The sequence below is a fragment of the Ruminococcus sp. RTP21358st1_G6_RTP21358_211008 genome (genome assembly GCF_040908885.1).
Taxonomy (GTDB): Bacteria; Bacillota; Clostridia; order Lachnospirales; family Lachnospiraceae; genus Blautia_A; species Blautia_A faecis.
This window is the reverse complement of record NZ_JBDGDM010000028.1, coordinates 35,307-59,169: the sequence shown is the minus strand read 5'-3', so window position 1 is coordinate 59,169 and position 23,863 is coordinate 35,307. Positions and strand designations below refer to the sequence as shown.

The 23,863-nt window shown below is 45.6% G+C and carries 22 protein-coding genes; 2 read left to right on the top strand and 20 right to left on the bottom strand.

The features are described from left to right. Positions 1-167: 167 nt before the first annotated feature. On the bottom strand, positions 168-2,744 hold the full coding sequence (gene secA, locus AB5Z12_RS12325) for a preprotein translocase subunit SecA (RefSeq protein WP_368357246.1): 2,577 nt from the start codon (positions 2,742-2,744) through the stop codon (positions 168-170). Between the two features lie 237 nt (positions 2,745-2,981). On the opposite strand from secA, the gene AB5Z12_RS12320 reads away from it, so the two are divergent. Next, a complete protein-coding gene (locus AB5Z12_RS12320) occupies positions 2,982-3,602 on the top strand; it encodes a 4'-phosphopantetheinyl transferase superfamily protein (protein ID WP_368357247.1) in 621 nt (206 codons plus the stop codon). 3 nt (positions 3,603-3,605) lie between these two features. On the opposite strand, the gene AB5Z12_RS12315 is transcribed toward AB5Z12_RS12320, so the two are convergent. From AB5Z12_RS12315 to AB5Z12_RS12260, 12 genes are all read right to left on the bottom strand, one after another. Then, positions 3,606-3,770 carry a hypothetical protein gene (locus tag AB5Z12_RS12315; protein WP_237963556.1) on the bottom strand — a complete coding sequence of 55 codons (165 nt, stop codon included), beginning with the start codon at positions 3,768-3,770 and terminating at the stop codon, positions 3,606-3,608. A 48-nt stretch (positions 3,771-3,818) separates the two neighbouring features. Next, positions 3,819-4,346: a ribosome-associated translation inhibitor RaiA gene (gene raiA, locus AB5Z12_RS12310; RefSeq protein ID WP_118582188.1), complete on the bottom strand. Its 528-nt coding sequence runs from the start codon at positions 4,344-4,346 to the stop codon at positions 3,819-3,821. A 94-nt stretch (positions 4,347-4,440) separates the two neighbouring features. Next, the gene (gene hisA / locus AB5Z12_RS12305) at positions 4,441-5,211 is read right to left on the bottom strand and encodes a phosphoribosylformimino-5-aminoimidazole carboxamide ribotide isomerase (protein WP_368357248.1); all 771 of its coding nucleotides are present in this window, start codon (positions 5,209-5,211) and stop codon (positions 4,441-4,443) included. Between the two features lie 145 nt (positions 5,212-5,356). Continuing rightward, on the bottom strand, positions 5,357-5,803 hold the full coding sequence (locus AB5Z12_RS12300) for a lipoprotein (RefSeq protein ID WP_368357249.1): 447 nt from the start codon (positions 5,801-5,803) through the stop codon (positions 5,357-5,359). 205 nt (positions 5,804-6,008) lie between these two features. Further along, the gene (locus AB5Z12_RS12295; RefSeq protein WP_368368669.1) at positions 6,009-7,712 is read right to left on the bottom strand and encodes an amidohydrolase family protein; all 1,704 of its coding nucleotides are present in this window, start codon (positions 7,710-7,712) and stop codon (positions 6,009-6,011) included. 6 nt (positions 7,713-7,718) lie between these two features. Then, positions 7,719-8,459, bottom strand: a complete 741-nt coding sequence (locus AB5Z12_RS12290; RefSeq protein WP_179962565.1) for an amino acid ABC transporter ATP-binding protein — start codon at positions 8,457-8,459, stop codon at positions 7,719-7,721. Next, positions 8,460-9,110 carry an amino acid ABC transporter permease gene (locus AB5Z12_RS12285; RefSeq protein WP_173735278.1) on the bottom strand — a complete coding sequence of 217 codons (651 nt, stop codon included), beginning with the start codon at positions 9,108-9,110 and terminating at the stop codon, positions 8,460-8,462. A 151-nt stretch (positions 9,111-9,261) separates the two neighbouring features. After that, complete coding sequence (locus AB5Z12_RS12280) at positions 9,262-9,666, bottom strand: substrate-binding periplasmic protein (protein ID WP_368368670.1); 405 nt, start codon at positions 9,664-9,666, stop codon at positions 9,262-9,264. A gap of 322 nt (positions 9,667-9,988) precedes the next feature. After that, positions 9,989-10,747 carry a 4-hydroxy-tetrahydrodipicolinate reductase gene (gene dapB, locus AB5Z12_RS12275; protein WP_118582164.1) on the bottom strand — a complete coding sequence of 253 codons (759 nt, stop codon included), beginning with the start codon at positions 10,745-10,747 and terminating at the stop codon, positions 9,989-9,991. A gap of 16 nt (positions 10,748-10,763) precedes the next feature. Further along, positions 10,764-11,657, bottom strand: coding sequence for a 4-hydroxy-tetrahydrodipicolinate synthase (dapA, locus tag AB5Z12_RS12270; protein WP_173717853.1), 894 nt, complete (start codon positions 11,655-11,657; stop codon positions 10,764-10,766). 24 nt (positions 11,658-11,681) lie between these two features. Further along, a complete protein-coding gene (locus tag AB5Z12_RS12265; protein ID WP_173717852.1) occupies positions 11,682-12,185 on the bottom strand; it encodes a cob(I)yrinic acid a,c-diamide adenosyltransferase in 504 nt (167 codons plus the stop codon). A gap of 271 nt (positions 12,186-12,456) precedes the next feature. Further along, positions 12,457-13,080 carry a single-stranded DNA-binding protein gene (locus AB5Z12_RS12260; RefSeq protein ID WP_118582155.1) on the bottom strand — a complete coding sequence of 208 codons (624 nt, stop codon included), beginning with the start codon at positions 13,078-13,080 and terminating at the stop codon, positions 12,457-12,459. Between the two features lie 342 nt (positions 13,081-13,422). Here AB5Z12_RS12260 and typA point away from each other — a divergent pair, with 342 nt between their 5' ends. Further along, on the top strand, positions 13,423-15,258 hold the full coding sequence (gene typA, locus AB5Z12_RS12255) for a translational GTPase TypA (protein ID WP_195478461.1): 1,836 nt from the start codon (positions 13,423-13,425) through the stop codon (positions 15,256-15,258). 75 nt (positions 15,259-15,333) lie between these two features. Here the strand turns inward: typA and AB5Z12_RS12250 are convergent, their stop codons facing one another. From AB5Z12_RS12250 to atpA, 7 genes are all read right to left on the bottom strand, one after another. Then, entirely contained in the window at positions 15,334-16,044 is a 711-nt protein-coding gene (locus AB5Z12_RS12250; RefSeq protein WP_173770106.1) for a glycosyltransferase family 2 protein, read from the bottom strand. Between the two features lie 11 nt (positions 16,045-16,055). Next, positions 16,056-17,249 (bottom strand): pyridoxal phosphate-dependent aminotransferase, encoded by a 1,194-nt coding sequence (locus AB5Z12_RS12245; protein ID WP_256144361.1) that lies wholly within the window; start codon positions 17,247-17,249, stop codon positions 16,056-16,058. A 347-nt stretch (positions 17,250-17,596) separates the two neighbouring features. After that, positions 17,597-19,063 carry a sodium-dependent transporter gene (locus AB5Z12_RS12240; RefSeq protein WP_195409038.1) on the bottom strand — a complete coding sequence of 489 codons (1,467 nt, stop codon included), beginning with the start codon at positions 19,061-19,063 and terminating at the stop codon, positions 17,597-17,599. Positions 19,064-19,403: 340 nt separating this feature from the next. Continuing rightward, positions 19,404-19,805, bottom strand: a complete 402-nt coding sequence (atpC, locus tag AB5Z12_RS12235; protein WP_173772096.1) for an ATP synthase F1 subunit epsilon — start codon at positions 19,803-19,805, stop codon at positions 19,404-19,406. Positions 19,806-19,817: 12 nt separating this feature from the next. Continuing rightward, the gene (gene atpD, locus AB5Z12_RS12230) at positions 19,818-21,221 is read right to left on the bottom strand and encodes a F0F1 ATP synthase subunit beta (protein ID WP_148461013.1); all 1,404 of its coding nucleotides are present in this window, start codon (positions 21,219-21,221) and stop codon (positions 19,818-19,820) included. A 222-nt stretch (positions 21,222-21,443) separates the two neighbouring features. Continuing rightward, a complete protein-coding gene (atpG, locus tag AB5Z12_RS12225; RefSeq protein WP_173717847.1) occupies positions 21,444-22,298 on the bottom strand; it encodes an ATP synthase F1 subunit gamma in 855 nt (284 codons plus the stop codon). Between the two features lie 22 nt (positions 22,299-22,320). Beyond that, positions 22,321-23,850, bottom strand: coding sequence for a F0F1 ATP synthase subunit alpha (gene atpA, locus AB5Z12_RS12220; RefSeq protein ID WP_118582131.1), 1,530 nt, complete (start codon positions 23,848-23,850; stop codon positions 22,321-22,323). Positions 23,851-23,863: the final 13 nt, after the last annotated feature.

The window sequence follows — 23,863 nt, the reverse complement described above, 5'->3', positions numbered from 1 at the left end:
CGTCTTAGTCGTAGTTAGTCATTAGCTTGCCGGAACGTTGCGACGCGCGGCGGTGAATATACATTGTGAAATCGCGTACGGGATAACGACCAACCAATTAAATAGCAAAAGAGCGAATTTCCAAGACCTCCCGCCTCTGGAAATTCGCTCTCTCTCGTCACTCTGATTTAAACATTAGCAGTCTTTCTGCCGCAGCACTGTTTATACTTCTTACCGCTTCCGCAAGGACACGGATCATTCGGATAAACCTTAATTTCTTTTCTCTGAACCGGCTTACGAACACTGGAATCATCCTTGTTAGTACCAGTAACCTTAGCCACCTGCTCACGCTCGATTTTCTGCTCCACATGAACATGATACAGCATTCTGACGGTGTCCTCCTGAATGGAGGTGATCATACTGTTAAACATATCAAATGCGGCCATCTTGTACTCAACAACCGGATCTCTCTGTCCATAAGCAGTCAGACCAATACCCTGGCGGAGAATCTCCATGTCATCAATGTGATCCATCCACTTGCTGTCAATGCTCTTCAGAAGGATAACGCGCTCAAGCTCACGCAGCTGCTCTGGCTCCGGGAATTCGGACTCCTTCGCCTCGTAAAGCTTCACAGCCTCCTCCTTGATCAGATGCTTCATCTCATTCTTTTTCTTGCCCTTAACCTTCTCGGCAGTAAGCGGCTCGATTGGGATGATCTGACGAAGTACACTGTTGAATTCATTCAGATCCCACTCTTCAGAATCCACATCATCAGAGAAGCACATATCCACAGCATTATCTACAATATCTGTGATCATCTTGTAGATGGCATCACGCATGTTCTCGCCATCCAGTACCTGGCGGCGCTCTTTGTAGATGATCTCACGCTGCTCATTATTAACCTGGTCGTAATCAAGAAGATTCTTACGGATACCGAAGTTGTTAAACTCGATTTTCTCCTGTGCCTTCTCGATGGCATTGGAAAGCATTTTATGCTCGATCTGCTCATTCTCAGCTACACCAAGGGAAGTGAACACCTTCATCAGACGCTCAGATCCGAACAGACGCATCAAGTCATCCTCCAAGGAAATGTAGAAGCGGGATTCTCCCGGATCTCCCTGACGTCCGGAACGTCCACGCAGCTGGTTATCAATACGTCTGGACTCATGGCGCTCAGTACCGATAATCTTCAGACCGCCGGCTGCTCTGGATACATCGTCGAGCTTAATATCCGTACCACGACCTGCCATATTGGTTGCGATGGTAACTGCTCCTGCCTGACCTGCCTGTGCCACGATTTCAGCCTCAAGCTCATGGAACTTGGCATTCAATACATTGTGCGGAATCCCTTCTCTCTTCAGCATACGGCTGATGAGCTCAGAAGTCTCAATGGTAATAGTACCAACCAGTACAGGCTGCTGCTTCTCATGAGCTTCCTTTACAGACTGGACAACTGCATTGAATTTCTCTTTCTTTGTCATATATACGGCATCGTCTAAATCCTTACGCTGAACCGGCTTATTGGTCGGGATCTCAACAACGTCCATAGCATAGATATCACGGAACTCTTTCTCCTCAGTAAGGGCAGTACCGGTCATACCGCCTTTCTTATCGTATTTGTTAAAGAAGTTCTGGAAGGTGATGGTTGCAAGGGTTTTGCTCTCGCGTTTTACCTTAACATGCTCTTTTGCCTCGATTGCCTGGTGGAGACCATCCGAATAACGACGGCCCGGCATGATACGTCCGGTAAACTCATCAACAATCATAACCTCGTCATCTTTTACAACGTAATCCTGGTCACGGTGCATCAGATTATGAGCACGAAGTGCAAGGATGATATTGTGCTGGATCTCAAGGTTCTCCGGATCTGCAAGATTCTCAATACTGAAGAATTTCTCAACCTTCTTCACACCCTGCTCGGTAAGGTTGACAATCTTATCCTTCTCATTTACAACAAAGTCACCGGTCTCGATAACTTCCTCACCCATGATAGCTGCCATCTTGGTCATCTCATGGCTGGCTTCTCCACGCTCCAGCTGCTGTGCAAGGATATCGCAAACCTCATACAGCTTGGTGGACTTGCCGCTCTGACCGGAAATGATCAGAGGAGTACGAGCCTCATCGATTAAAATGGAGTCGACCTCGTCGATGATACAGTAGTGAAGGTCACGCTGTACCAGCTGCTCCTTGTAGATAACCATGTTATCACGAAGATAGTCAAATCCAAGTTCGTTATTTGTAACATAAGTAATATCACAGTTATATGCCTCGCGGCGTTCTTCCGGCTTCATGTCGTTCAGAACTACGCCTACAGTCAGCCCAAGGAATCTGTGAACCTGTCCCATCTCGTCGGCATCACGTTTCGCCAGGTAATCATTGACTGTGACAACGTGAACACCTTTGCCCTCCAGGGCATTCAGATAGGAAGGCAATGTAGCTACAAGGGTCTTACCTTCACCAGTCTTCATCTCGGCGATACGGCCCTGATGAAGTACGATTCCACCGATGAGCTGTACTTCGAAATGCTCCATTCCAAGTACTCGCTTGGCAGCCTCACGGACGGTAGCAAATGCCTCTGGTAAAAGATCATCCAGGGTAGCTCCCTCTTCCAGGCGTTTCTTAAACTCTCTTGTCTTACCACGAAGTTCTTCGTCGGTTAATTTCTGCATTTCGGGACGCAGATCCTCAATTTTCTTAACGAGAGGCATGATACGCTTAACCTCTCGTTGGCTGCGGGTTCCGAAAACTTTTGAAAACATGTTCATTTAGCTTTTATACTCCTGTCTATCTTTTTAGATGCTATATTGTGTAATATAACTGATTTCATTTCATTTAAAATTATTTATTTTGTTTAACATACCAGTCTATTTTAACACTTTTTGTCATGGAAAACAATAAATATTTGATGAACAAAATATGTCTCCCATATGATATATTAAAGTAAAATGAATTTATACCCCAAATCAGCCTCAAATTATTTTATGTTTTAGGAGAATTTTTATATGATTTATCTTTTTCAGGAACTGGACTTAATTTCAAACGAATTGCTTCACCAGATGATTTTCTCATTGCCTGTTGCACGCAGGGAATATGTTCAGCATTTTAAATTGCCGGAAGACCAGAAGCGTTCTGCCCTGGCCTGGCTGCTTTTGCGTTATGGACTTAAACAGGAATATGGTTTCCGGGAAATCCCGGATTTCCAGAAAACCTCTTCTGGGAAACCATTTTTCCGTGGGGAAAATATGCCGTTTTTTAATCTCAGCCACAGCGGAAATTTCGTAGGCTGTGCCTTGCATGACAGGGAAATTGGTCTGGATATCCAGAAGCTCACCGAGCCCCGGGAATCTCTTATCCGAAGAGTCTGCACTCAGGAGGAGCTTATTTCCCTAAAGTCCCCCCAGGATTTCTGCCGGATCTGGGCTATGAAGGAAAGCGCCGTCAAACTTACCGGAGAAGGGATCACCGGAAATTTCCGGGAGATTCTCACTCTGCATCCGAATATGCACACCCATACCATCCCATTAGAAAATGGAACCGGATTTCTGGCCTACAGTATTTATGACGAAAGCAAGCTCCCTGTCCGCGTACTATCCGCCAGGGAGCTTGCTGAAGAATTACTTTAAAATTCAAATTTTTATCACTTTTTCATCAGGGAACGGATCATCCAGAAATCTGGTCACATGATACTGATCCGTTTCTGCCAGATGAAGCTGCAGCAGTGCCAGACCAATTCCAGCTGCTCCGTAAAAGCAAAAAAACAAGGGCATGTGAAAAAACTTTCGTTTTTTCACATGCCCTTCCTATTCACCTGTTTTATTTTTCAAACAGATATATCTCTATTAATCCTCCGGCTCGATCAGTCCGTAGGTATTCCCCTTACGCTTGTAAACTACATTCACCTGATCAGTCTCTGCATTGCAGAATACGAAGAAATTATGTCCAAGAAGTTCCATCTGGACACATGCATCTTCTGGATACATAGGCTTGATATCGAATTTCTTGGTACGAATGATCTTAACCTCTTCGTCCTCTTCATAATCCTTGTCCAGATATGCTTTCTGGAAGTTGGCAGCTGACTGCTGCTTATCTACGATCTTGTTCTTGTATTTCCTGAGCTGACGTTCAATTACTTCCTCTACAAGGTCGATTGATACATACATATCGTTGCTGACCTGCTCGGAACGGATGATGTTGCCCTTAACCGGGATCGTCACCTCGATTTTCTGTCTTTCTTTTTCTACACTAAGAGTTACGACAACTTCAGTGTCAGGAGTGAAATACCTTTCCAGTTTACCGAGCTTATCCTCTACTGCTGTACGAAGCCCGTCTGTCACTGTGATGTTCTTTCCGCTGATAATGAATTTCATGCTTCCATCCCCTTTGCTGTTTGATGGGTATATTATAACACATTACTCTAAAAATTAACATCATTTTCTGAAAAAATTACGAATTTTTTCACATTTATAAATTACCTATCAATTTTTCAAATGGTATGGTGCCACCGAACAGATCCAGGGCACTTCCTACCGTCACATCCACTTTTCCGCCTGCTGCCATTTTGAGGGTCTGGATATCCTCCATGCTGCCAACGCCGCCAGCGTAAGTGACTGGGTGCCCATTGTATTCACCAAGCAACTTCGCCAGGGAAACTTCTATACCTTTTGCCTTGCCCTCCACATCCACTGCATGGATGAGAAATTCATCGCAATAGGCACCCAGCTTTTCCATCAGTTCCAGAGTTACCTCCTCCTCTGTAAATTTCTGCCAGCGGTCTGTGACTACATAGTATGCATCCTCTTTTTTACGACAGCTGAGATCAAGGACAAGGTGTTCTTTTCCGGCTGCATCTACCATCTTCTCCAGATTTTTCCAGGAAATATGGCCATCACGGAACACATAGGAGGTGACGATCACATGACTGGCTCCAGCAGCAAGATAATCTGCCGCATTGTCCGGGTTTACACCGCCTCCGATCTGAAGACCTCCTAGATAAGCGTCAAGGGCCAGCATGGCCTGGGCTTTTGTAGCCTGGAAGTATTCAGAATCCGCACTGTTCAGAAGGATAATATGTCCTCCCTTCAGACCTTTTTCTTTATATAAGGAAGCATAAAAAGCTGCATCCTGCTCTGACACAAAATTCTCCTGTGCCTGGTTTCCCTCATCCTTCAAACTTCCTCCTACGATCTGCTTTACCTTTCCATTATGTATATCTATGCATGGACGAAATTTCATGATGATCCTCCTTTTCTTGCATTGTAATTAAGTTGTAGCTATCCTGTATTTTGCTCACAAATTTATTGAAATCATATCACAAAAAGGCGTTGAATGAAACACCTCTCTTCATTCAACACCTTTTCATTTTACCTCTATTTTTTTATTATCTTCCATTCGCTGCATTATCCACAGCATCTCCAACATCTTCTACAGCGTTGCCCACACCTTCACCAACATCACGGACACCATCAGCTACTCCATCACCTAATTCTTCCACACCTTCTCCGAGAGCACCGGAAACGGAATTGTTATTGTCTGTCACATTATCACCGGGAACATCTGCATCTCCGGCAGTGCCTGCATCATCTGGTACTGCGGTATCAGCAGTTCCAGCTCCGTCTGCACCATTATTTATGCTGTCGCCCGCGTCATCCACCATGTTTTCATCCTCTGCAGTTCCATTCTCCACGTTATCCTTATCAATGGTGTCCTCATTTGCATTATTTTGAACCTCATCCGCTGCATTGTTATTGTCATTTCCACAGGCTGTAAGCATACATAATGTAAATACCAGCAAAGTACCTATGAGCATTCGTTTCATTTTTTTCATCTCATCTGTCTCCTTTTCTTATTTTCAGCTGAAAACACGTTACTGTCCACTTTCGCGAAAATGACCGTTCCGCCTGGCGGAACTCAGCCTGCGAACAGTAAACATTGCTGTATGCTCCTAATATGTACAGATGAGAAAGAAACTATTCTGGAAGAAATTTACATTTTAAAAATCCATCAATCCGGACATTTCCATTCTTCACTTATCACTGTTGTTTCCGCACGATCCTGCCGCTTTTGGAATTTCTCCACACGTCATGGGCTACCGCAATCTCTCCGCCCGCCAGCACATAATCAAATCCTGTACAATACTGGTTTGGATTCTGGAAATCCGCATGAACGCTTAACTGGTCCAGATGAAATACATTGATATCTGCGGGCATTCCTTTTTCCAGGGTACCCAGAGGGAGAACCAGCACCTGCGCCGGTTTTGCTGTCATCTTATACACAGCATCTTCTATGGAAAAAATCTTTTTATCACGCACGTAAGCAGTAAGAAGCTTCGGAAAAGCCCCGTAAACTCTGGGATGATATTTGCCCCCTGCGGGATAGATCGCATCTGAGATCAGATTTGCCCGGCTGTCTTTCAAAAAATACAGCATATCCTCCTCTGAGGCAATGGTATCCAGCATGGTAACCTGGCAGCGCTCTTCCAGGAGAATGTCATACAGGATATCATAAGGATCCTGTCCAAACTGCTCTGCGATCTTCGCAATAGACTGTCCTGCAAAGCTGCCGAATTTCTCCGTATGTAAAGTGCTGGCATAGATCATATCAAAGCCAGCCAGCTCCACAATGTTCTCAAAAATATCGGAAGGCTGCTTCAGTATCTTCGTAATCTCTTTCCTGCAAAACGGATCTGCCAGCCTTGCGCAGATTGCATCGGTACCTCCCTCCTGAAACTGTGGGGGAAGAAGATGTACCAGCTGGGTGGAACCAGTCAGATAGGGATACAGGTCAAAATCCACCTTCACGCCCCGCTCTGCCGCCTGGTCAAACAGCTTCAGGATTTTCACCGGAGTCCCGCCCCAGTTTTTCCGCCCGATACACTTCATATGGCTTACATGCAAGGGAATCTGCAGCTCTTCCGCCACGGAAATCACCTCCTGCAGCGCCAGCAGGATTCCATCTCCTTCATTTCGGATATGGGTGGTAATGGGAATGTCCGTCCCCTTCAAGGGCTGCAGTGCTTCCACAAGCCCATCTCTGTCATATTCAAATTCCGGGGCATAGGCAATTCCAAGGCTGATTCCAAGCGCTCCTGCTGACAGAGCTTCCTCCACAGCCTTCCACACCTGATGTAATTCTTCCTTGGAAAGCTTCCCGGAAGCATAGCCTTTTACACTAGCGCGGATGGTTCCATTTCCTGCAAGCATTCCAGTGTTGACGCTGCGCTTTTCTTTTCCAAGAGCCGACAAGTAGGCGGACATGGTTGACATAATTCTAAGAGCATCTATCTCGATTTCTTTCTCCGAAATTCCGCAAGACTCCTCTTTCTTTTTTGAGAAAAGTACACCTTCGGTATCATCTGTATTTTCATCTTTTCCCCAACGAAAATCCCCAGTCACACTGCTGAGAAATCTGGCAATCTCTTTCCCAAATTTCTCCCCAGCCGGAGCCACCGAAAGCCCACAGTTTCCATTCACCACCGTCGTCAGTCCCTGCCGGTTCAAAAGCTCATCATCCCCGTTTCCAAAGGCCTGCCAGTCTCCGTGTCTGTGAATGTCAAGGAAGCCGGGGGTTATATAACCACCGGCCGCATTCAGAACACGCTCTTTTGGAAAATCGGCTGGAATCTCCACATGAGTTCCCACTTCCGCAATTTTCCCATTTTCTATTACAAGATCTCCATGAAATGGCTTTTCCTTTTTCCCATTTACGATCCAGCCATCTTTGATTATGTAGTCCATCCCGAATTACCTTTCCTCAACTTTCCTGATAAACTGACGAATACGATCATTCTTCGGATGCTCAAAAAACTCTTCCGGAGGCGCATCCTCCACGATCACGCCATCTTCCATAAACAAAATCCGATCCGCTACTTCTCTGGCAAAATTCATCTCATGGGTGACGATAACCATGGATACTCCTTCTGCTGCTACTTTACGGATAACACTTAAAACCTCTCCAACCAGCTCTGGATCCAGTGCGCTTGTAGGCTCATCAAAAAGGATCACTTCCGGATTCATGGCCATTGCTCTTGCGATCGCAACCCTCTGCTGCTGGCCGCCGGAAAGATTCTTAGCCATTGCCTCTTCCCTGCCTTCCAGCCCAACCATTTTCAGCAAATCTTTTGCCTTTACAATTGCCTCCTGTTTGGGGACTTTTTTCACATGAACCGGTGCCTCGATCACATTCTGCAGCACACTCATATGGGTAAAAACGTTAAATCTCTGGAAAACCATTCCAATATGCTGCCGCAGCTCATGCAGTGCCTGACCGGAATTCACAGGTTTTCCCATATAATCGATTTCGCCGCTGTCGTAGGTTTCCAGCTGGTTGATACACCGGAGAATTGTGGATTTACCAGAACCGCTGGGACCAAGGATTGCAATCTTTTCCCCTTTATGTATGTCAAAACCGATTTCCTTCAGCACCTGAAGATCCCCAAAGCTTTTGCTGATATTTTTTACACTTAAAATAACATCTTCTGCCATTTATGCCATCCTCCTTTCCAAAACTCCTGCAATCTGGGTAAATATAGTTGTCAGGATCAGATATAATACCGCAACAGCTATGTACGGCTCAAAATAATGGAAAGAATTATAAGCGATCAAGGTTCCCTCTCTTGTCAGCTCTGTCAAAGTGATGGCGGACAAAATAGAAGTATTTTTGATGGTGGCAATAAACTGGTTTACAAGAGGAAGAATGCAGATCTTGGTTGCCTGTGGTGCCACAATTCGAAGCATTTCCAGATGCCAGGGCATTCCAAGTGCTTTGGCTGCTTCTCTCTGACCCGGGTCAATAGCATGGATACCGGAACGGACAATTTCTGCAATGTATGCGCCTGTATTTAAAGACATGGAAAGCACACCTGCTGTCATAGCACTAAAAGTAATGCCCAGGTTTGGCAAACCGAAATAGATCAGAAATGCCTGCACCATCAGCGGGGTTCCTCTCCAGATCCAGATGTACATCTGTGCCAGTCTGGATACCACTTTTATGTGGCTGTCCCTCATCAACGCAAGCACAACACCCAGAATCGTACCAAAAATAAGTGTGAGAACCGATATTTCCATCGTCACTGCGCATCCCTGGAGCAGTGATGTCATTTTATCAAATACAAGTGACCATTTCAATGTTACCATACTATTTCCCCTGTGGCCAGTAATTATAGCCGGTTTATCCTTTCTTCCTTACTCTTCCGGTTACTGTTCACTTTGTTCACAGCAACTCGTTTTCTGCATAGAAGCATATCTGTGTTTTATTGTAACTGTTCAGTCCTTTCACAGTTATGCTTTATTTAGCGGTTTCCGCATCTTCTGCTGCAGCTGCTTCTTCTCCCTCACCGGAAGCATCAATCCATTTTGTCCAGAGTGTATCATAAGTGCCGTCTGCATAATACTCGTCAATACATTCATTGATAAATGCAAGCAGATCATCTTTTCCCTTCTGTACGGCGATGGCGTTCTCTGCGTGGGTAAATGGATCACACACGATTTTGGCACCTTCGTATTCCTGGGAAAGGATTTTCTGGTTCAAAAGGTCGTTTACCACAACGTCCACACGACCAGCCAGAAGATCTGATACACATCCTACTGTATCTTTGTACTGAACGATCTCATAGGAAACATCCGGATTCTCATCCAGGAAGCTCTGCGCTACATTATAAGAAGTTGCGCCCTCTTTTACGGCAACCTTCAGACCATCGCAGTTATGCTATCCCGATTTCCAGCTTTACTAACGCAAAAAGGACCGCCCTGTGGCAGCCCTTTCTGCATGGCAGAAATGCAATATCGCATTTCTCTCTTATGAAGTTTCAGTACGTTATGGAAGCAAGTGCAAAAATACTTTACTAGCGAATACTCTGGCCTGCCATTCCATAAACGCAAAAAACGGAGCAAACTCTCTAAGTAGTTTGCTCCGTTGAAACTTATGATGGAATTATAGCAAACACATTGTTATCTGTAAATCCATAAATTTAACAATTTTTTTGTATGCGTTTTACAATTTTTGTATATTTCTGTTAACCTTCGATCACGTTGCTCATATCATATCTTCCAGCTGGTTTTCCGGCAAGATATTTCGCTGCTTCTACAGCACCCTTGCCGAATACAGCCTTAGAATATGCTGTGTGCTTAAATTCGATTACTTCATCCGGTCCGGCAAAAATCACTTCATGCTCGCCGACAATAGAGCCTCCGCGAACTGCGGAAATACCGATCTCCTTAGCGTCACGTTTCTCTCTTCTCTGGCTGCGGTCATATACATAATGATACTGGTTGTCCATTGCCTCATTCAGACTGTCGGCAAGGGCAAGAGCAGTTCCGCTTGGTGCATCCACTTTCAGGTTGTGGTGCTTCTCTACAATCTCCATGTCAAAGCCAGCTGCTGCCAAAACCTTGGCTGCATCCTGAACCAGTTTCAAAAGAGTATTGATTCCAAGGGACATGTTGGCAGATTTCAGAACGGCGATCTTTTTTGCACTCTCTTCTACTCTTGCAAGCTGCTCTTCACTTAAACCTGTGGTGCAAAGAACTACCGGCATATTTCTCTTCTCGCAGTAGTCCATCAGCTTATCAAAAGCCTTCGGGGAGGAAAAATCGATAACAGCATCTGCTTCCACCTGGCAATCGTCGATGTTTGTGAATACCGGATAGCTGTTTTTCCCCTGGTCTGCAATATCGATTCCTGCTACGATCTGGGCATTTGCATCTTTCTCAACAATATTGGAAATAACCTGTCCCATATGACCGTTACATCCGTGCATGATAATTTTAACCATCTTATTTTTTCCTCTCTTATGCAAGTTTGATTCCGTATTCAACAAGAGCTTTCTTCAGTCTCTCCTCGTTCTCCGGCTCCATCTCACAAAGAGGCATACGAGTCGGTCCGACTTTCCAGCCCATCAGGTTCAGGGCAGTCTTAACCGGAATCGGGTTTACCTCGCAGAACAGTGCATTGATAAGCGGAACAGCCTCAAGCTGAAGTCTGGCAGCACCAGCAAGGTCTCCCTCCATAAATTTCATAACCATGTCATGTGTATTCTTCGGAGCAACATTGGATAAAACAGAGATTACTCCAAGTCCGCCAAGGGAAAGGATCGGAAGTACCTGGTCATCATTTCCGGAGTAGAGTTCAAGAGCTCCGTCAGCCATGGACATCATCTTGGCAATCTGGGAAAGATCTCCGCTTGCAGCCTTGATTCCCACAATGTTCTTCACATTCTTCGCAAGAGCAACTGCTGTAGCAGGCTGGATATTGCAGCCTGTACGGCTTGGCACATTATACATGATGATCGGAGTTTCCGGTACAGAATTGGCAATCTCTGTATAATGACGGATAAGACCCTTCTGGCTTGCCTTGTTGTAATATGGAGTCACGATCAGAAGTGCATCAGCGCCATAAGAAGCTGCTTCCTGAGACATCATAACTGCAGTCTCTGTGCAATTAGAACCGGTACCTGCAATGACAGGAACCCTTCCAGCTACTTTGTCAATTGCAAATTTGATGGTCTGAAGATGTTCTCCATGTGTCAATGTAGAAGACTCGCCTGTAGTGCCACAGATAACGATTGCATCTGTGCTGTTCGCGATCTGATAGTCCAGAAGCTCTTCCAGTTTCTCATAATTTACCTTTCCGTCTTCATGCATCGGGGTTACAATTGCAACGGCTGCACCTTTGAAAATTGCCATATTATTTCCTCCTATTCATCCTTATCATGAGTTCTGCTCTCTTCCAAGAGTGGTAATGGTAGTCACACTGTCCACATAATCCAAAATGCCAGGGTCTACCCGATTTCCCGTAAGTATCAAATGCATGGATTCGTCCTTCTGTTTCAAAAGCCCGACAACCATATCAACTGTAGCAATATGCTTATCCAGAAGTCCCAGAATTTCATCCAGTACCAGGAAATCACATTCCTGTGTAGCAATCACTTTACGGGCAAAATTTAAACCATTGAGAATATTGCGCTCCTCTTCAGCCTGCTCTTCCTCATTCAACTGGTCGTAACAGGTCTCCATCTTTTCGAAGCGGAAGATCTTGATATCCAGCTGATCCAGTTCTTCCAGAAAGTCCAGCTCACGCCGTTCATTTCCCTTCAGGAACTGAATGATGATCACACTTTTGCCCTGAGAAGAGGCCCGCAGTGCCTGACCAATTGCCAGTGTGGTCTTACCTCTGCCATTTCCGCAATATACTTCTGTTATTTCTTTTTCCATACTGATTCCTCTTATTGTTAAAAATAATGTTACCGTCTGCCATAGATCAATAACATTCCTCGCAATGCCGTCTCCGCAAATGATACCATTCATTATATTCCAGATATCGCGTTTTGCAAATCGGAACCGCAAACTGCGCCATTTTTAATATGCTTATATTACCGCAAAACAAGCAGAAATGCAAGCAGAAGAAACTTGGAGAAAAATCGGGCTGGTGCCTTCCATAAAGTAACTGGCAGACCATGGCGTATTTCCCGCCACTGCGGTTGGTTTATACATACTCCAGCTTGCTCACCGATACCTCATAAGCGATTCTCTTCTGTGTCTCATTTTCCCCGATGCGCTTCATGTATTCCCTGCTTTGGATCCTGCCCCAGATCAGTACATGGCCACCCACTTCAAAGGCTGAAGCATAACGGGCATTTCGACCCCAGCAAATACACGGTATGTAATCTGATTTTCCATAAGGTCGGTTCACTGCAAGAAGCAGATCGGCAATCTCTCTTCCCAGCGGTGTTTTCCGGTAAACAGGCGGCTTACAGATATATCCGTCCAGGAAAATCTGGTTTACCGGTGCCAGAGAATCCTCTTCTTCCAGAAATTTTAATTCCCGTGCAAATGCGGAAAGCACCAGCCGGTTGTGTTTTTCTTCATGACGGTTATAGGAACGGAACTGTCCGTGAATTTCCACATACTGTCCCACGTAATCCTGGGTAACGTCCACCAGCCTTTCAGATACCATCACCGGAATCCTGTCTTCAGAATCGCTAAGCCTTTTTACCAGAAGATCCATGGTATAAAATCCTTCTCCGTAAACCTGGTGGCTAAATGTGAAACCTGTAACGATTTTTCCCGTGATGGAAACCTGATTGTTTTCAATAATTTTATCTGCCATGTTGTAGTTCTCCTTCCTTATTTTCACTTTTTTCTGCAGACTTATGAGGTGTCCTGGGTTTATGCCCGGATACCTGTTGCCGCTCACTTTGTGACCATTAACCGCTTCGCGGAATATTACCCGTGAACAGCAACCAGTACTTGTCTTACTTGTTGGTCTATAATATCTATGAGAAAATCACCTGGATTAGAACCAGAAATTTAAAAAAATTTTTTCAACACCTTGTAATCTGCGAAAATTGTGGTAAACTGGGAATTTGGACAATATAAAGAAGAAACTGCATTAATATGGAAAGAAAGAGGCAGAATCCCTCTGCCCGATAAAGAAAGGATTTCGATTTTTATGAAGACGAAACGCGAAGATGTACGTAACGTAGCCATCATTGCCCACGTTGACCATGGTAAAACCACTCTGGTAGACCAGCTTCTGAAACAGAGCGGTGTTTTCCGTGCCAATCAGGAGGTTCAGGAACGTGTCATGGACTCCAATGATATTGAGAGAGAGCGTGGTATCACAATTCTCTCCAAGAACACAGCAGTTCATTACAAAGGCACAAAAATCAACATTATCGATACCCCAGGACATGCTGACTTCGGCGGCGAGGTTGAGCGTGTGCTGAAAATGGTAGACGGCGTTATCCTTCTGGTTGACGCTTTCGAAGGCGCTATGCCTCAGACCAAATTCGTTCTGAAAAAAGCTCTCGAGCTGGATCTGCACGTAATCGTCTGCATTAATAAGATAGACCGTCCAGAAGCAAGACCAGATGAGGTTGTCGATGAAGTTCTGGAACTTCTTATGGACCTTGGTGCTTCCGATGAGCAGCTCGACTGCCCGTTCCTCTATGCATCTGCAAAAACAGGTCACGCTGTTCTGGATCTGAAGGATACACCAGAGAACATGGAGCCGCTGTTTGAGGCTATTCTGAAATACATCCCGGCTCCGGAGGGAGACCCGGATGCAGACACACAGGTACTGATCAGTACCATTGATTATAACGAATATGTTGGACGTATCGGCGTTGGTAAGGTTGAAAGCGGTACTATTGCCGTAAACCAGGAGCTTACTCTTCTGAACCATCACGATCCGGATAAAAAACAGAAGGTTAAGATCAGCAAGCTTTATGAGTTTGACGGTCTGAATAAAGTTGAGGTAAAAGAGGCAACTATCGGATCAATTGTTGCAATTTCCGGTATTGCTGAAATTCATATCGGAGATACCCTTTGCGGCGGAGATAACCCTGAGGCAATTCCATTCCAGAAGATTTCTGAGCCGACTATCGCCATGAACTTCTTGGTAAATGACAGCCCGCTTGCAGGACAGGAGGGTAAATACATCACCTCCCGTCATCTCCGTGACAGACTTTACAGAGAGCTGAACACAGATGTCAGCCTTCGTGTAGAAGACACCGAGACAACTGAGTGCTTTAAGGTTTCCGGACGTGGTGAGCTTCATCTTTCCGTTCTTATTGAGAATATGAGACGTGAGGGATATGAATTTGCAGTCAGCAAGCCAGAGGTACTTTACAAAATTGATGAACGCGGCAAGAAATTAGAGCCAATGGAAATTGCCTACATTGATGTTCCGGAGGAATTTTCCGGTACCGTTATCCAGATGCTCAGCGAGCGTAAGGGTGAGCTTCAGGGAATGAGCACTGCAAGCGACGGTTCCGTTCGTCTTGAGTTCCATATTCCTTCCCGTGGACTGATTGGTTTCCGTGGAAACTTCCTTACTTCCACAAAGGGAACTGGTATTATCAATACTATTTTTGATGGCTATTCTCCATATAAGGGTGATTTCCAGTATCGTAAGCAGGGTTCCCTGATTGCTTTCGAGGGCGGCGAGGCTGTTACTTATGGTCTGTTTGCAGCTCAGGAGCGTGGTACTTTATTTATCGGACCTGGTGCCAAGGTTTACAGCGGTATGGTTATCGGACAGAACGGTAAGGCAGAGGATATCGAGCTGAATGTCTGCAAGACCAAGCATCTGACCAATACTCGTTCCTCTTCTGCTGATGAGGCACTGAAACTGACTCCGCCAAGAGTTCTCAGTTTGGAGCAGGCTATTGAGTTTATCGATACAGATGAGCTTCTGGAGGTTACTCCAAGCAGCCTTCGTATCCGTAAGAAGATTCTGGATTCCCGTGATCGTAAGAGAGCTTCTATTAAGAAAAATGCGTAAAGGATTATAAGAAAATAGAGCAGATAGATCTTAGGTTGAGTAAGATTTATCTGCTCTTTTTGTATATAGCAAGCTCTAAAGCTCTTTCTTTAGTTTATAGAAGTCCTTCACAGCCTTCCAGCCAATTTTCACAATCTTCTTCACATTAATGGAATTAGTTCCGCCCTGTCTGGGTTTGAAGGTGATGTCTATGAATTGTACTTTTTCTTTGTAGTGGACAAAGTATGTAGTAAACATAATGTTTGGAATATTGAAATCTTCTGGGAGTTTGTCGATATATTTGGCTACCAGGCTGGATTTCATCAGGCGGTACGGCGCATTGGCGTCGGAAACTTTTACACCGAAGATCATTCTCAGTAGAAAGCATACAACATTCTCTACGAATTTTCTGGATTTTCCGTCGCCACGGACAGCGCGGCTGCCGATTATTGCATCATACCGGCCTCTCTGGTTCCAGAATGGCTCGAATTCGTCTGGATTGGTCTGACCATCGGAATCAGTCTGGAAAATATAATCGGCTTTCTGCCGGATGGCATAGCGATATCCATAAAGTACTGTAGGACCGTGACCGCCGTTTGGTTTATCCAGTGAGACAAGAAGGGGTCTTGTAGCGGCACATTTCTGCAGAAGTTCGTAGGTGTTGTCTTTACTTCCATCGTTAATAATCACCAGTCTGGAATTTCCCTCGTCGTTATGACGTTCCACTACTGGGTACCACTGGTCAATGGTTTTCTCAATATTCTCCGATTCATTATATGCCGGAATTACGATATATAAACTGGACATAACTTCCTCCGTCACGCTTTCAGCCCAAATTCTTCTGCTAATTTTCCAAACTGGGGCAAAGAGTTCATAATCGTGTCATACGATACACAATAAGCCAGTCTTACATATCCAGGGCAGGCAAAGGAGCTTCCCGGAACCATAAGGATATTGTATTTTTTGCCAGCTTCGCAGAAGGCTTTTTCATCTGTAACTGGAGATTTCACGAATAAATAGAACGCTCCCTGTGGCTTGATACATTCAAATCCCAGTTCTTTCAGTCCATTGTAAAGAGCAAGGCGGTTCTTGTCGTAAGCTGCCACATCCACCTCTGCATCTACGCATTTCGCGATTACTTTCTGGATCAGGGATGGAGCATTTACGCAGCCGATAGTACGGTTGGCAATGGCGGCTGCTGCGATCAGTTCCTCGCTGCCGTCTGCCTCGTCTGGAATGACCAGATAACCGATACGCTCACCTGGAAGAGAAAGGGATTTGCTGTAGGAATAGCCTACGATTGTATTTACATAATATTTTGTCAGATAGGGTACCTGTACGCCGTCATAGGCCAGTTCTCTATATGGTTCATCAGAAATCAGGTAAATCACTGTGCCAAATTCTTTCTGCTTCGCTTCCAGAATTGACGTAAGTTTCCTGATTGTTTCTTCTGAATAAACAACTCCAGTCGGATTGTGAGGAGTATTCACAATGACAGCACGGGTCTTCGGTGTGATTTTCTCCTCAAATTCCTTCAGATTCGGCTGGAATGTGGTAGTATCCGGTGAGATTTCCACAAGATTGCCGTCATAATTGCGTACATATGCACCATACTCCAGAAAATAAGGTGCAAAAACGATCACTTCTTCCCCAGGATTCAGGATTGTCTTAAATGCTACGTTCAATCCGCTGGCTGCACCAACTGTCATGATCAGATTTTTTGCTGCAAAAGAAGTGCCAAATCGACGGTTCAGGGACTCTGCAATTGTCTGGCGAACATCCTCGAATCCTGCATTGCTCATATAGCCATGGAGAACTGTCGGTTCTTCCTCATTTACCAGATCAATAATGGCCTGACGAACACAATCCGGTGCGGGAACGCTTGGATTTCCAAGGCTGAAATCAAATACATTTTCCGGTCCGTAAATCGCGCGAAGGCGATTGCCTTCCTCGAACATCATACGGATTGCAGAATTGTTTTTTACATATGGTTTCATTTTTTCTGCTATCATTTTATGTCACTCCTCTTTGCTTATTTCTTATCTTTTACTTTAATTCTTCCCATAAAACAGGGCAATACAGATTCTACTGACGTTGCTCGCAGTGGCTTCCCATTGTTACTGTTCACTGGTAACATTCCGCGAGGTGTTTTTTGTGAACAAAGTTCACAGAAAACCCGAGAATTGCAGCGCGAAATCATGCGAATGCATGATTTCTGTGCATCGCGAAGCGTGTTACTGGTCACGGAGTGAACAGTAACTTCCCATTTTCTCGCGTCAATATTTGTATTAATTACACTGCACCTCTTTGCGCAATAGCTCAAAGAGGTGCCTGTAATCAACATTATAAAATTTCTCTATTATTTCGTTTTGTTTTTCCCAAATATAATCCATCCTACAAGTCCCAACACCAGCAGACTCACAATCATCCACACGGTCAGCACAACCGGTCCCTTCGGGCTAAACATATCATAATATCCTTTCAGATAAATCACAACTACAATCGCCGGAATCACATATAGCATGTATTTCTGTACGTTTGCAGGGAATTTCAGCCCTTCTCCGGTATCCGCCTCTTTAATAAAGTTCTTCCAGCCCCAGCCATATTTGGACACGCAGAACATTACAAATACTACAGAACCCAGTGGAAGAATATTATTGGATACAATGAAATCTTCCAGATCCATAATGTTCGTTCCTGCTCCAAGAGGCTGTATTCCTGACAAAATGTTGAAACCAAATACTGCCGGAAGAGAAAGAAGGATCATTGCCACCATATTGACTATAACAGCTTTTCCACGACTCCAGCCTTTTCTGTCCATTGAATAGGATATAATATTCTCAAAAACCGCAATTACAGTAGACAGGGAGGCAAAGGACATAAACAGGAAAAACAGAGCTCCCCAGATTTTCCCTCCTGTCATCTGGTTAAATACATTAGGCAATGTAATAAATACAAGTCCCGGGCCTGCTCCTGGCTCCACACCAAATGCGAAGCATGCCGGAATAATGATCAATCCTGCCATCAATGCGACAAAAGTATCCAGAATCGTAATATGCAGAGATTCTCCCAGAAGGGATCTGTCCTTTCCAAGATAGCTTCCGAAAATAGTCATAGAGCCTGCACCAATACTTAATGTAAAAAATGCCTGCGACAGTGCCCCAAAGATCACATTTCCGATTCCGATCTCGGCCATAGCGGCAAAATCCGGTACTAGGTAAAATTTCACTCCCTCCATCGCTCCGTCAAGCGTAAGGGAATGAACTGCAAGCACTACGATCAGTGCCAGAAGACACATCATCATAACTTTTGTGATTTTCTCCAGGCCACGCTGCACTCCCAAAGAGCACACTCCGAAGGATAAAACAACTACAATGATCATCCATAAAGTCATTGTACCAGCTGAATCCTGAAGTCCTGTAAAATAGTCTGCCACCTGTGCAGAATCTTTCCCGGCCAGTTTGCCGGCTGCCATTGCGTAACAGTAGTAAAGCATCCATCCTGCAACCATGGTGTAGAACATCATCAGCACATAGTTGGAAACCATGCTCATGTAGCTGAAATTATGGAAGTTGGCGCCCTCCGGTTCCAGGTCGTGAAATGCCCTTGCCGTACTTTTGCGGCTTGCACGTCCTACTGCGAATTCACATACCAGTACTGGCAATCCCAACAAAACCAGAAATATCAGGTAAATCAGAATAAATGCCGCTCCACCATATTTTCCCGCCATATACGGAAACTTCCACACGTTTCCAAGTCCAATGGCGCATCCTGCAGAGACCAGGATAAATCCCAGCCGTGATCCAAATGTTTCTCGTTCTTTCAAATCGTCCCCCTTGTTTTCTTTTTCATTTTATAGTGCCTGGCAGCTGTACCTTCCAGGCTTTGTTTTTGTTGGAAAGTAATAAAAAGGACCGGTTATATCCAGCCCTTTTTCATATTTTCCCCGATACCTTATTGTAACGCCCCCACCCATTTATGTCAACGCTTTTATGTGATGGGAGTTTGACGTTTTAAAGTCGAAAATAAATCATTGGTGATAATTTACGATTTTTTTCGCAGTAACAAAGACCAATGTATTGGTGTCCGCAAACTTTTATACATAAAAAGAACAGTCTCACCTTAGACACCATTTTCCAGGCAAAACTGTCCTCTTTCATCATTCCTTAACCTTTCACACTAAGTCTCACCAGCGCCCTCTGCAGCTTGGCTTCTACGATCTTGTATTCTTTATCGGAGAGACCACCTTTGGCCAGTTTTTCCTGGGCACGCTCTTTGGCCTTTCCGGCGCGGTCGACGTCGATGTCCTCCTGCCATTCCCAGGTGGTTGCAAGAAGACTGCAGTTGCCATCCATTACGGTGAGCATGCCACCGATGCAGGCTGCACTGCGGCTGGTGCCATCCTCCAGTATCACATGGGCCTCGCCCATTCCAAGAGCGGTACAGAAGTTGCAATGTCCTGCCAGGATTGCCAGATCACCGGTAATGCTGCGGCACACAATGCGCTGCACCTCTCCCTCAAAAAGCAGGCCGTCGGGGGTACCGATTCTAAGGGGAAATGTCCTCATAGGCAGCCTCCTTTACTGATTCTGGTTATTTTTTGCTTTCTCAAATACATCGTCAATAGTTCCGGCAAACAGGAAGCAGCTCTCTGGAATACTGTCGCACTCGCCATCCAGGATCATCTTAAATCCACGGAGAGTCTCTTTCAGCGGAACGTACTGTCCCGGCATACCTGTAAACTGCTCTGCTACAGAGAAGCTCTGTGACAGGAAACGCTGCACCTTACGTGCACGGCTTACTGTCAGCTTGTCTTCCTCAGACAGCTCATCCATACCCATGATGGCAATAATATCCTGCAGTTCTTTATAACGCTGCAGAACTCTCTGTACTGCACGTGCAATCTCATAATGCTCCTGTCCAACTACCTCCGGAGAAAGGATACGACTGGTGGAATCAAGGGGATCCACTGCCGGATAAATACCCTGGCTGGCGATCTCACGGGAAAGTACAGTGGTCGCATCCAGATGGGTAAATGTAGTAGCCGGAGCCGGGTCTGTAAGGTCATCGGCAGGTACATAAACAGCCTGTACAGATGTGATGGAACCCTTTCTGGTAGAAGTGATACGCTCCTGAAGGGCACCCATCTCAGTAGCCAGAGTTGGCTGATAACCTACCGCGGAAGGCATACGTCCAAGAAGTGCGGAAACCTCTGAGCCAGCCTGTGTAAAACGGAAAATATTATCAATGAAAAGAAGCACGTCCTGATTCTTTACGTCACGGAAATACTCTGCCATAGTCAGTCCGGAAAGGCCAACTCGCATACGCGCTCCCGGCGGCTCATTCATCTGGCCGTAAACCAGTGCAGTCTTGTCGATAACGCCGCTTTCCTTCATTTCATTGTAAAGGTCATTACCCTCACGGGTACGCTCTCCAACACCTGTAAATACAGAAAGTCCGCCGTGTGCTGTGGCAACATTGTGGATCAGCTCCATGATAAGAACTGTTTTGCCAACACCAGCACCTCCGAACAGACCGATCTTACCACCCTTTGCATACGGGCAGATCAGGTCAACGACCTTGATACCGGTCTCCAGGATCTCGGTTGCCGGCATCTGCTCCTCATAGGATGGTGCCGGACGGTGGATTGCCCAGTGCTCTTTCGTCTCTGGTGCCGGAAGATTGTCTACCGGATCACCTAGAAGATTAAATACTCGTCCAAGGCACTCTTCTCCAACCGGAACCTTAATGGGTTCACCAGTATCTACAGCCTTGGTTCCTCTTACCAGACCATCGGTGGAATTCATGGCGATACAGCGTACCGTATTATCCCCGATCTGCTGAGCAACCTCTGCTGTGAGCTTTGTGCCTTCATGATCAATTTCGATGGCATTGAGAAGTGCCGGCAGCTCGTCATGCCCGAACCGGATATCCAGTACCGGACCGATTACCTGCACCACCTCGCCAATGTGTTTTTCGCTCATTTAGCAGTCTCCTTATAGATTGAAGGATAAAATCCTTCATAATCATCATTATTTCTGTGACTGACCATCCGAAAAATCCATATAGTAACATTTCGTTATATTTTTCACTATATCTTATTTTTTCTCCAGCCAGCACGCGGATGAATATTCTATAAATGCAAAATATCAACTACTATTGTAAATACTGCCTTTTTCGTGGCAGCAATATATTTTGCACCTACCTTATACTCCCTCCGCACCTCCAACAATCTCTGTGATCTCCTGCGTGATGCTTGCCTGACGTGCCCGGTTGTAATGCAGATTCAGCTTCTCGATCATTTCCTCGGCATTGTTGGTCGCAGCCTCCATGGCGGTACGTCTTGCAGCCAGCTCACTGGCTACGCTCTCACAAACCGCACCATAGATCAAACCAGCCAGATACTCCGGAACGATGGCATCAAATACTTCCGACGCATCCGGCTCATACAGAATCAGATTCCGGATGCTCTTTGTATCCTGTTCATCTGTCAGGTCCTTCAGAGGCAGCACCGGAATCGCCGATGGCTGCTGGGAAAGCATGGAAACAAACTTTGTGTAACAAAGATCAATGTGTCCAAATTCTCCCTTCTTAAATTCCCCGCAGAGCAGATTCGCCATCTCAAAGCAGTCTGCAACAGAAACATCGGCAATTTCGCCAAAGCTTTCTGTAACACAGGCAAATCCATTTCGCTTCGAATACTCCACAGCCTTTTTCCCAATGGGAAGAACCAGGAAATCCTGATTCACAGAGGCTGCTTCCAGACATTTAAACAAGTTGGTGTTATATCCGCCAGCCAGACCACGGTCTCCGGCGATCAGCACATAACAGCGCTTCTCATTCCCGGATTCTCTTGCATATACAGAAGAAAAATCTGTATTCCCCTGGGCAATATCCACAAGGGTCTGATGCATGGTCTCAAAATAGGGCCGGCAGACTTCCGCCCTTTCTTTTGCTTTACGCAGTTTGGAGGATGCTACAAGTTCCATTGCCTTGGTAATCTGCATAGTGCTCTGCACACTTTTGATCCGCAGCTTTACCGCTTTCATGTTTGCAGCCATAAAAAGTCCTCCTTGTCACAATTTATTTCTCAGGTCTTGTATTTACAAAATTCTCAGTATACTGTTCCAATGCGCCCTTCAGCTTCTCTTCTGTCTCCGCAGATAATGCACCTGTGGAACGGATTTCCTGCATTGCAGCAGCACCCTGTGCATCACTGTCAATCCAGGTATAAAGACCAGCTTCATAGGTTCTTACATCCTCTGTAGCAACCCTGGAAAGGATTCCCTTGGTTACTGCATAAAGGATAGCTACCTGCTTCTCAACTGGAACCGGCGCATTCTGGTTCTGCTTCAGAACCTCCACAATACGGGCTCCCTGCTCCAGTCTGGCTTTTGTATCAGCATCCAGATCTGAACCGAACTGTGCAAAGCTCTGCAGCTCTCGATACTGGGAATAAATCAGCTTCAAAGTACCGGCAACCTTCTTCATTGCCTTGATCTGTGCATTTCCACCAACTCGTGATACGGAAATACCAGGGTTTACAGCCGGCATAACACCGGAATGGAACAGCTCTGTCTCCAGGAAGATCTGTCCGTCTGTGATGGAAATAACATTCGTCGGAATATACGCGGAAACGTCTCCTGCCTGTGTCTCGATAATAGGAAGAGCAGTCAGGGAACCACCGCCGTGTGCCTCGTCCAGTCTTGCGGCACGCTCCAGAAGTCTGGAATGGAGATAAAAAACATCTCCAGGATATGCCTCACGTCCCGGTGGACGACGGATCAGCAGGGAAAGTGCACGGTAGGCAACTGCATGCTTACTTAAATCATCGTAAATGATAAGCACATCTTTTCCCTTATACATAAAATATTCACCCATTGCACATCCGGAATACGGTGCAATGTACTGCAGCGGGCTGGCTTCTGAAGCAGTAGCCGCTACAACGATGGTATAATCCATAGCGCCATTTCTTGTAAGAGTCTCAACCAGGGAAGATACGGTGGAACGCTTCTGACCAATTGCAACATAGATACAGATCACGTCCTTCCCCTTCTGATTGATAATAGTATCTGCTGCCAGAGTGGTCTTACCAGTCTGACGGTCACCGATGATCAGCTCACGCTGACCTCTTCCAATGGGAACCATGGAGTCAATTGCCTTAATACCGGTCTGCAGAGGCTGGTTAACGCCCTGTCTCTCGCAGATACCTGGTGCCGGGCTCTCAATCGCCCTGTATTCACTTGTCACTACAGGTCCTGCACCGTCAATAGGCTGTCCAAGGGCATTTACAACTCGCCCGATCATAGCCTCACCAACCGGAACGGATACCACCTTTCCGGTGCGCTTTACGGTCTGTCCTTCGCCAATACCGGAATCATCCCCAAATAAAACGATAGAAACACTGTTTTCTTCCAGGTTCTGCGCCATTCCGAAGCTTCCGTCCTCAAACTCAAGAAGCTCTCCTGCCATACAGTTGATAAGACCGCTGGCTCTTGCAATACCATCACCAACCATAAGAACCGTACCGGTCTCATTCTGTTTGATAGCGTTATCGTAGTATTTGATCTGACTGCGGATGACTTTTGAAATTTCTTCAGGTTTAAGCTGCATTTTCTCTATCCAT

Excerpts from the sequence above, each read along its gene's own strand:
- atpC (WP_173772096.1), bottom strand. The coding sequence starts at position 19,805 with ATGAGGACATTTCCCCTTAGAATCGGTACCCCCGACGGCCTGCTTTTT.
- hisA (WP_368357248.1), bottom strand. The coding sequence starts at position 5,211 with ATGAAATTTCGTCCATGCATAGATATACATAATGGAAAGGTAAAGCAG.
- AB5Z12_RS12260 (WP_118582155.1), bottom strand. The coding sequence starts at position 13,080 with ATGGCAGATAAAATTATTGAAAACAATCAGGTTTCCATCACGGGAAAA.
- AB5Z12_RS12295 (WP_368368669.1), bottom strand. The coding sequence starts at position 7,712 with ATGGACTACATAATCAAAGATGGCTGGATCGTAAATGGGAAAAAGGAA.
- AB5Z12_RS12320 (WP_368357247.1), top strand. The coding sequence starts at position 2,982 with ATGATTTATCTTTTTCAGGAACTGGACTTAATTTCAAACGAATTGCTT.
- AB5Z12_RS12250 (WP_173770106.1), bottom strand. The coding sequence starts at position 16,044 with ATGTCCAGTTTATATATCGTAATTCCGGCATATAATGAATCGGAGAAT.
- dapB (WP_118582164.1), bottom strand. The coding sequence starts at position 10,747 with ATGGTTAAAATTATCATGCACGGATGTAACGGTCATATGGGACAGGTT.
- dapA (WP_173717853.1), bottom strand. The coding sequence starts at position 11,657 with ATGGCAATTTTCAAAGGTGCAGCCGTTGCAATTGTAACCCCGATGCAT.
- raiA (WP_118582188.1), bottom strand. The coding sequence starts at position 4,346 with ATGAAATTCATTATCAGCGGAAAGAACATCACAGTGACAGACGGGCTT.
- typA (WP_195478461.1), top strand. The coding sequence starts at position 13,423 with ATGAAGACGAAACGCGAAGATGTACGTAACGTAGCCATCATTGCCCAC.
- atpA (WP_118582131.1), bottom strand. The coding sequence starts at position 23,850 with ATGCAGCTTAAACCTGAAGAAATTTCAAAAGTCATCCGCAGTCAGATC.
- AB5Z12_RS12285 (WP_173735278.1), bottom strand. The coding sequence starts at position 9,110 with ATGGTAACATTGAAATGGTCACTTGTATTTGATAAAATGACATCACTG.
- AB5Z12_RS12245 (WP_256144361.1), bottom strand. The coding sequence starts at position 17,249 with ATGATAGCAGAAAAAATGAAACCATATGTAAAAAACAATTCTGCAATC.
- atpD (WP_148461013.1), bottom strand. The coding sequence starts at position 21,221 with ATGAGCGAAAAACACATTGGCGAGGTGGTGCAGGTAATCGGTCCGGTA.
- AB5Z12_RS12300 (WP_368357249.1), bottom strand. The coding sequence starts at position 5,803 with ATGAAAAAAATGAAACGAATGCTCATAGGTACTTTGCTGGTATTTACA.
- atpG (WP_173717847.1), bottom strand. The coding sequence starts at position 22,298 with ATGGCTGCAAACATGAAAGCGGTAAAGCTGCGGATCAAAAGTGTGCAG.
- AB5Z12_RS12265 (WP_173717852.1), bottom strand. The coding sequence starts at position 12,185 with ATGGAAAAAGAAATAACAGAAGTATATTGCGGAAATGGCAGAGGTAAG.
- secA (WP_368357246.1), bottom strand. The coding sequence starts at position 2,744 with ATGAACATGTTTTCAAAAGTTTTCGGAACCCGCAGCCAACGAGAGGTT.
- AB5Z12_RS12290 (WP_179962565.1), bottom strand. The coding sequence starts at position 8,459 with ATGGCAGAAGATGTTATTTTAAGTGTAAAAAATATCAGCAAAAGCTTT.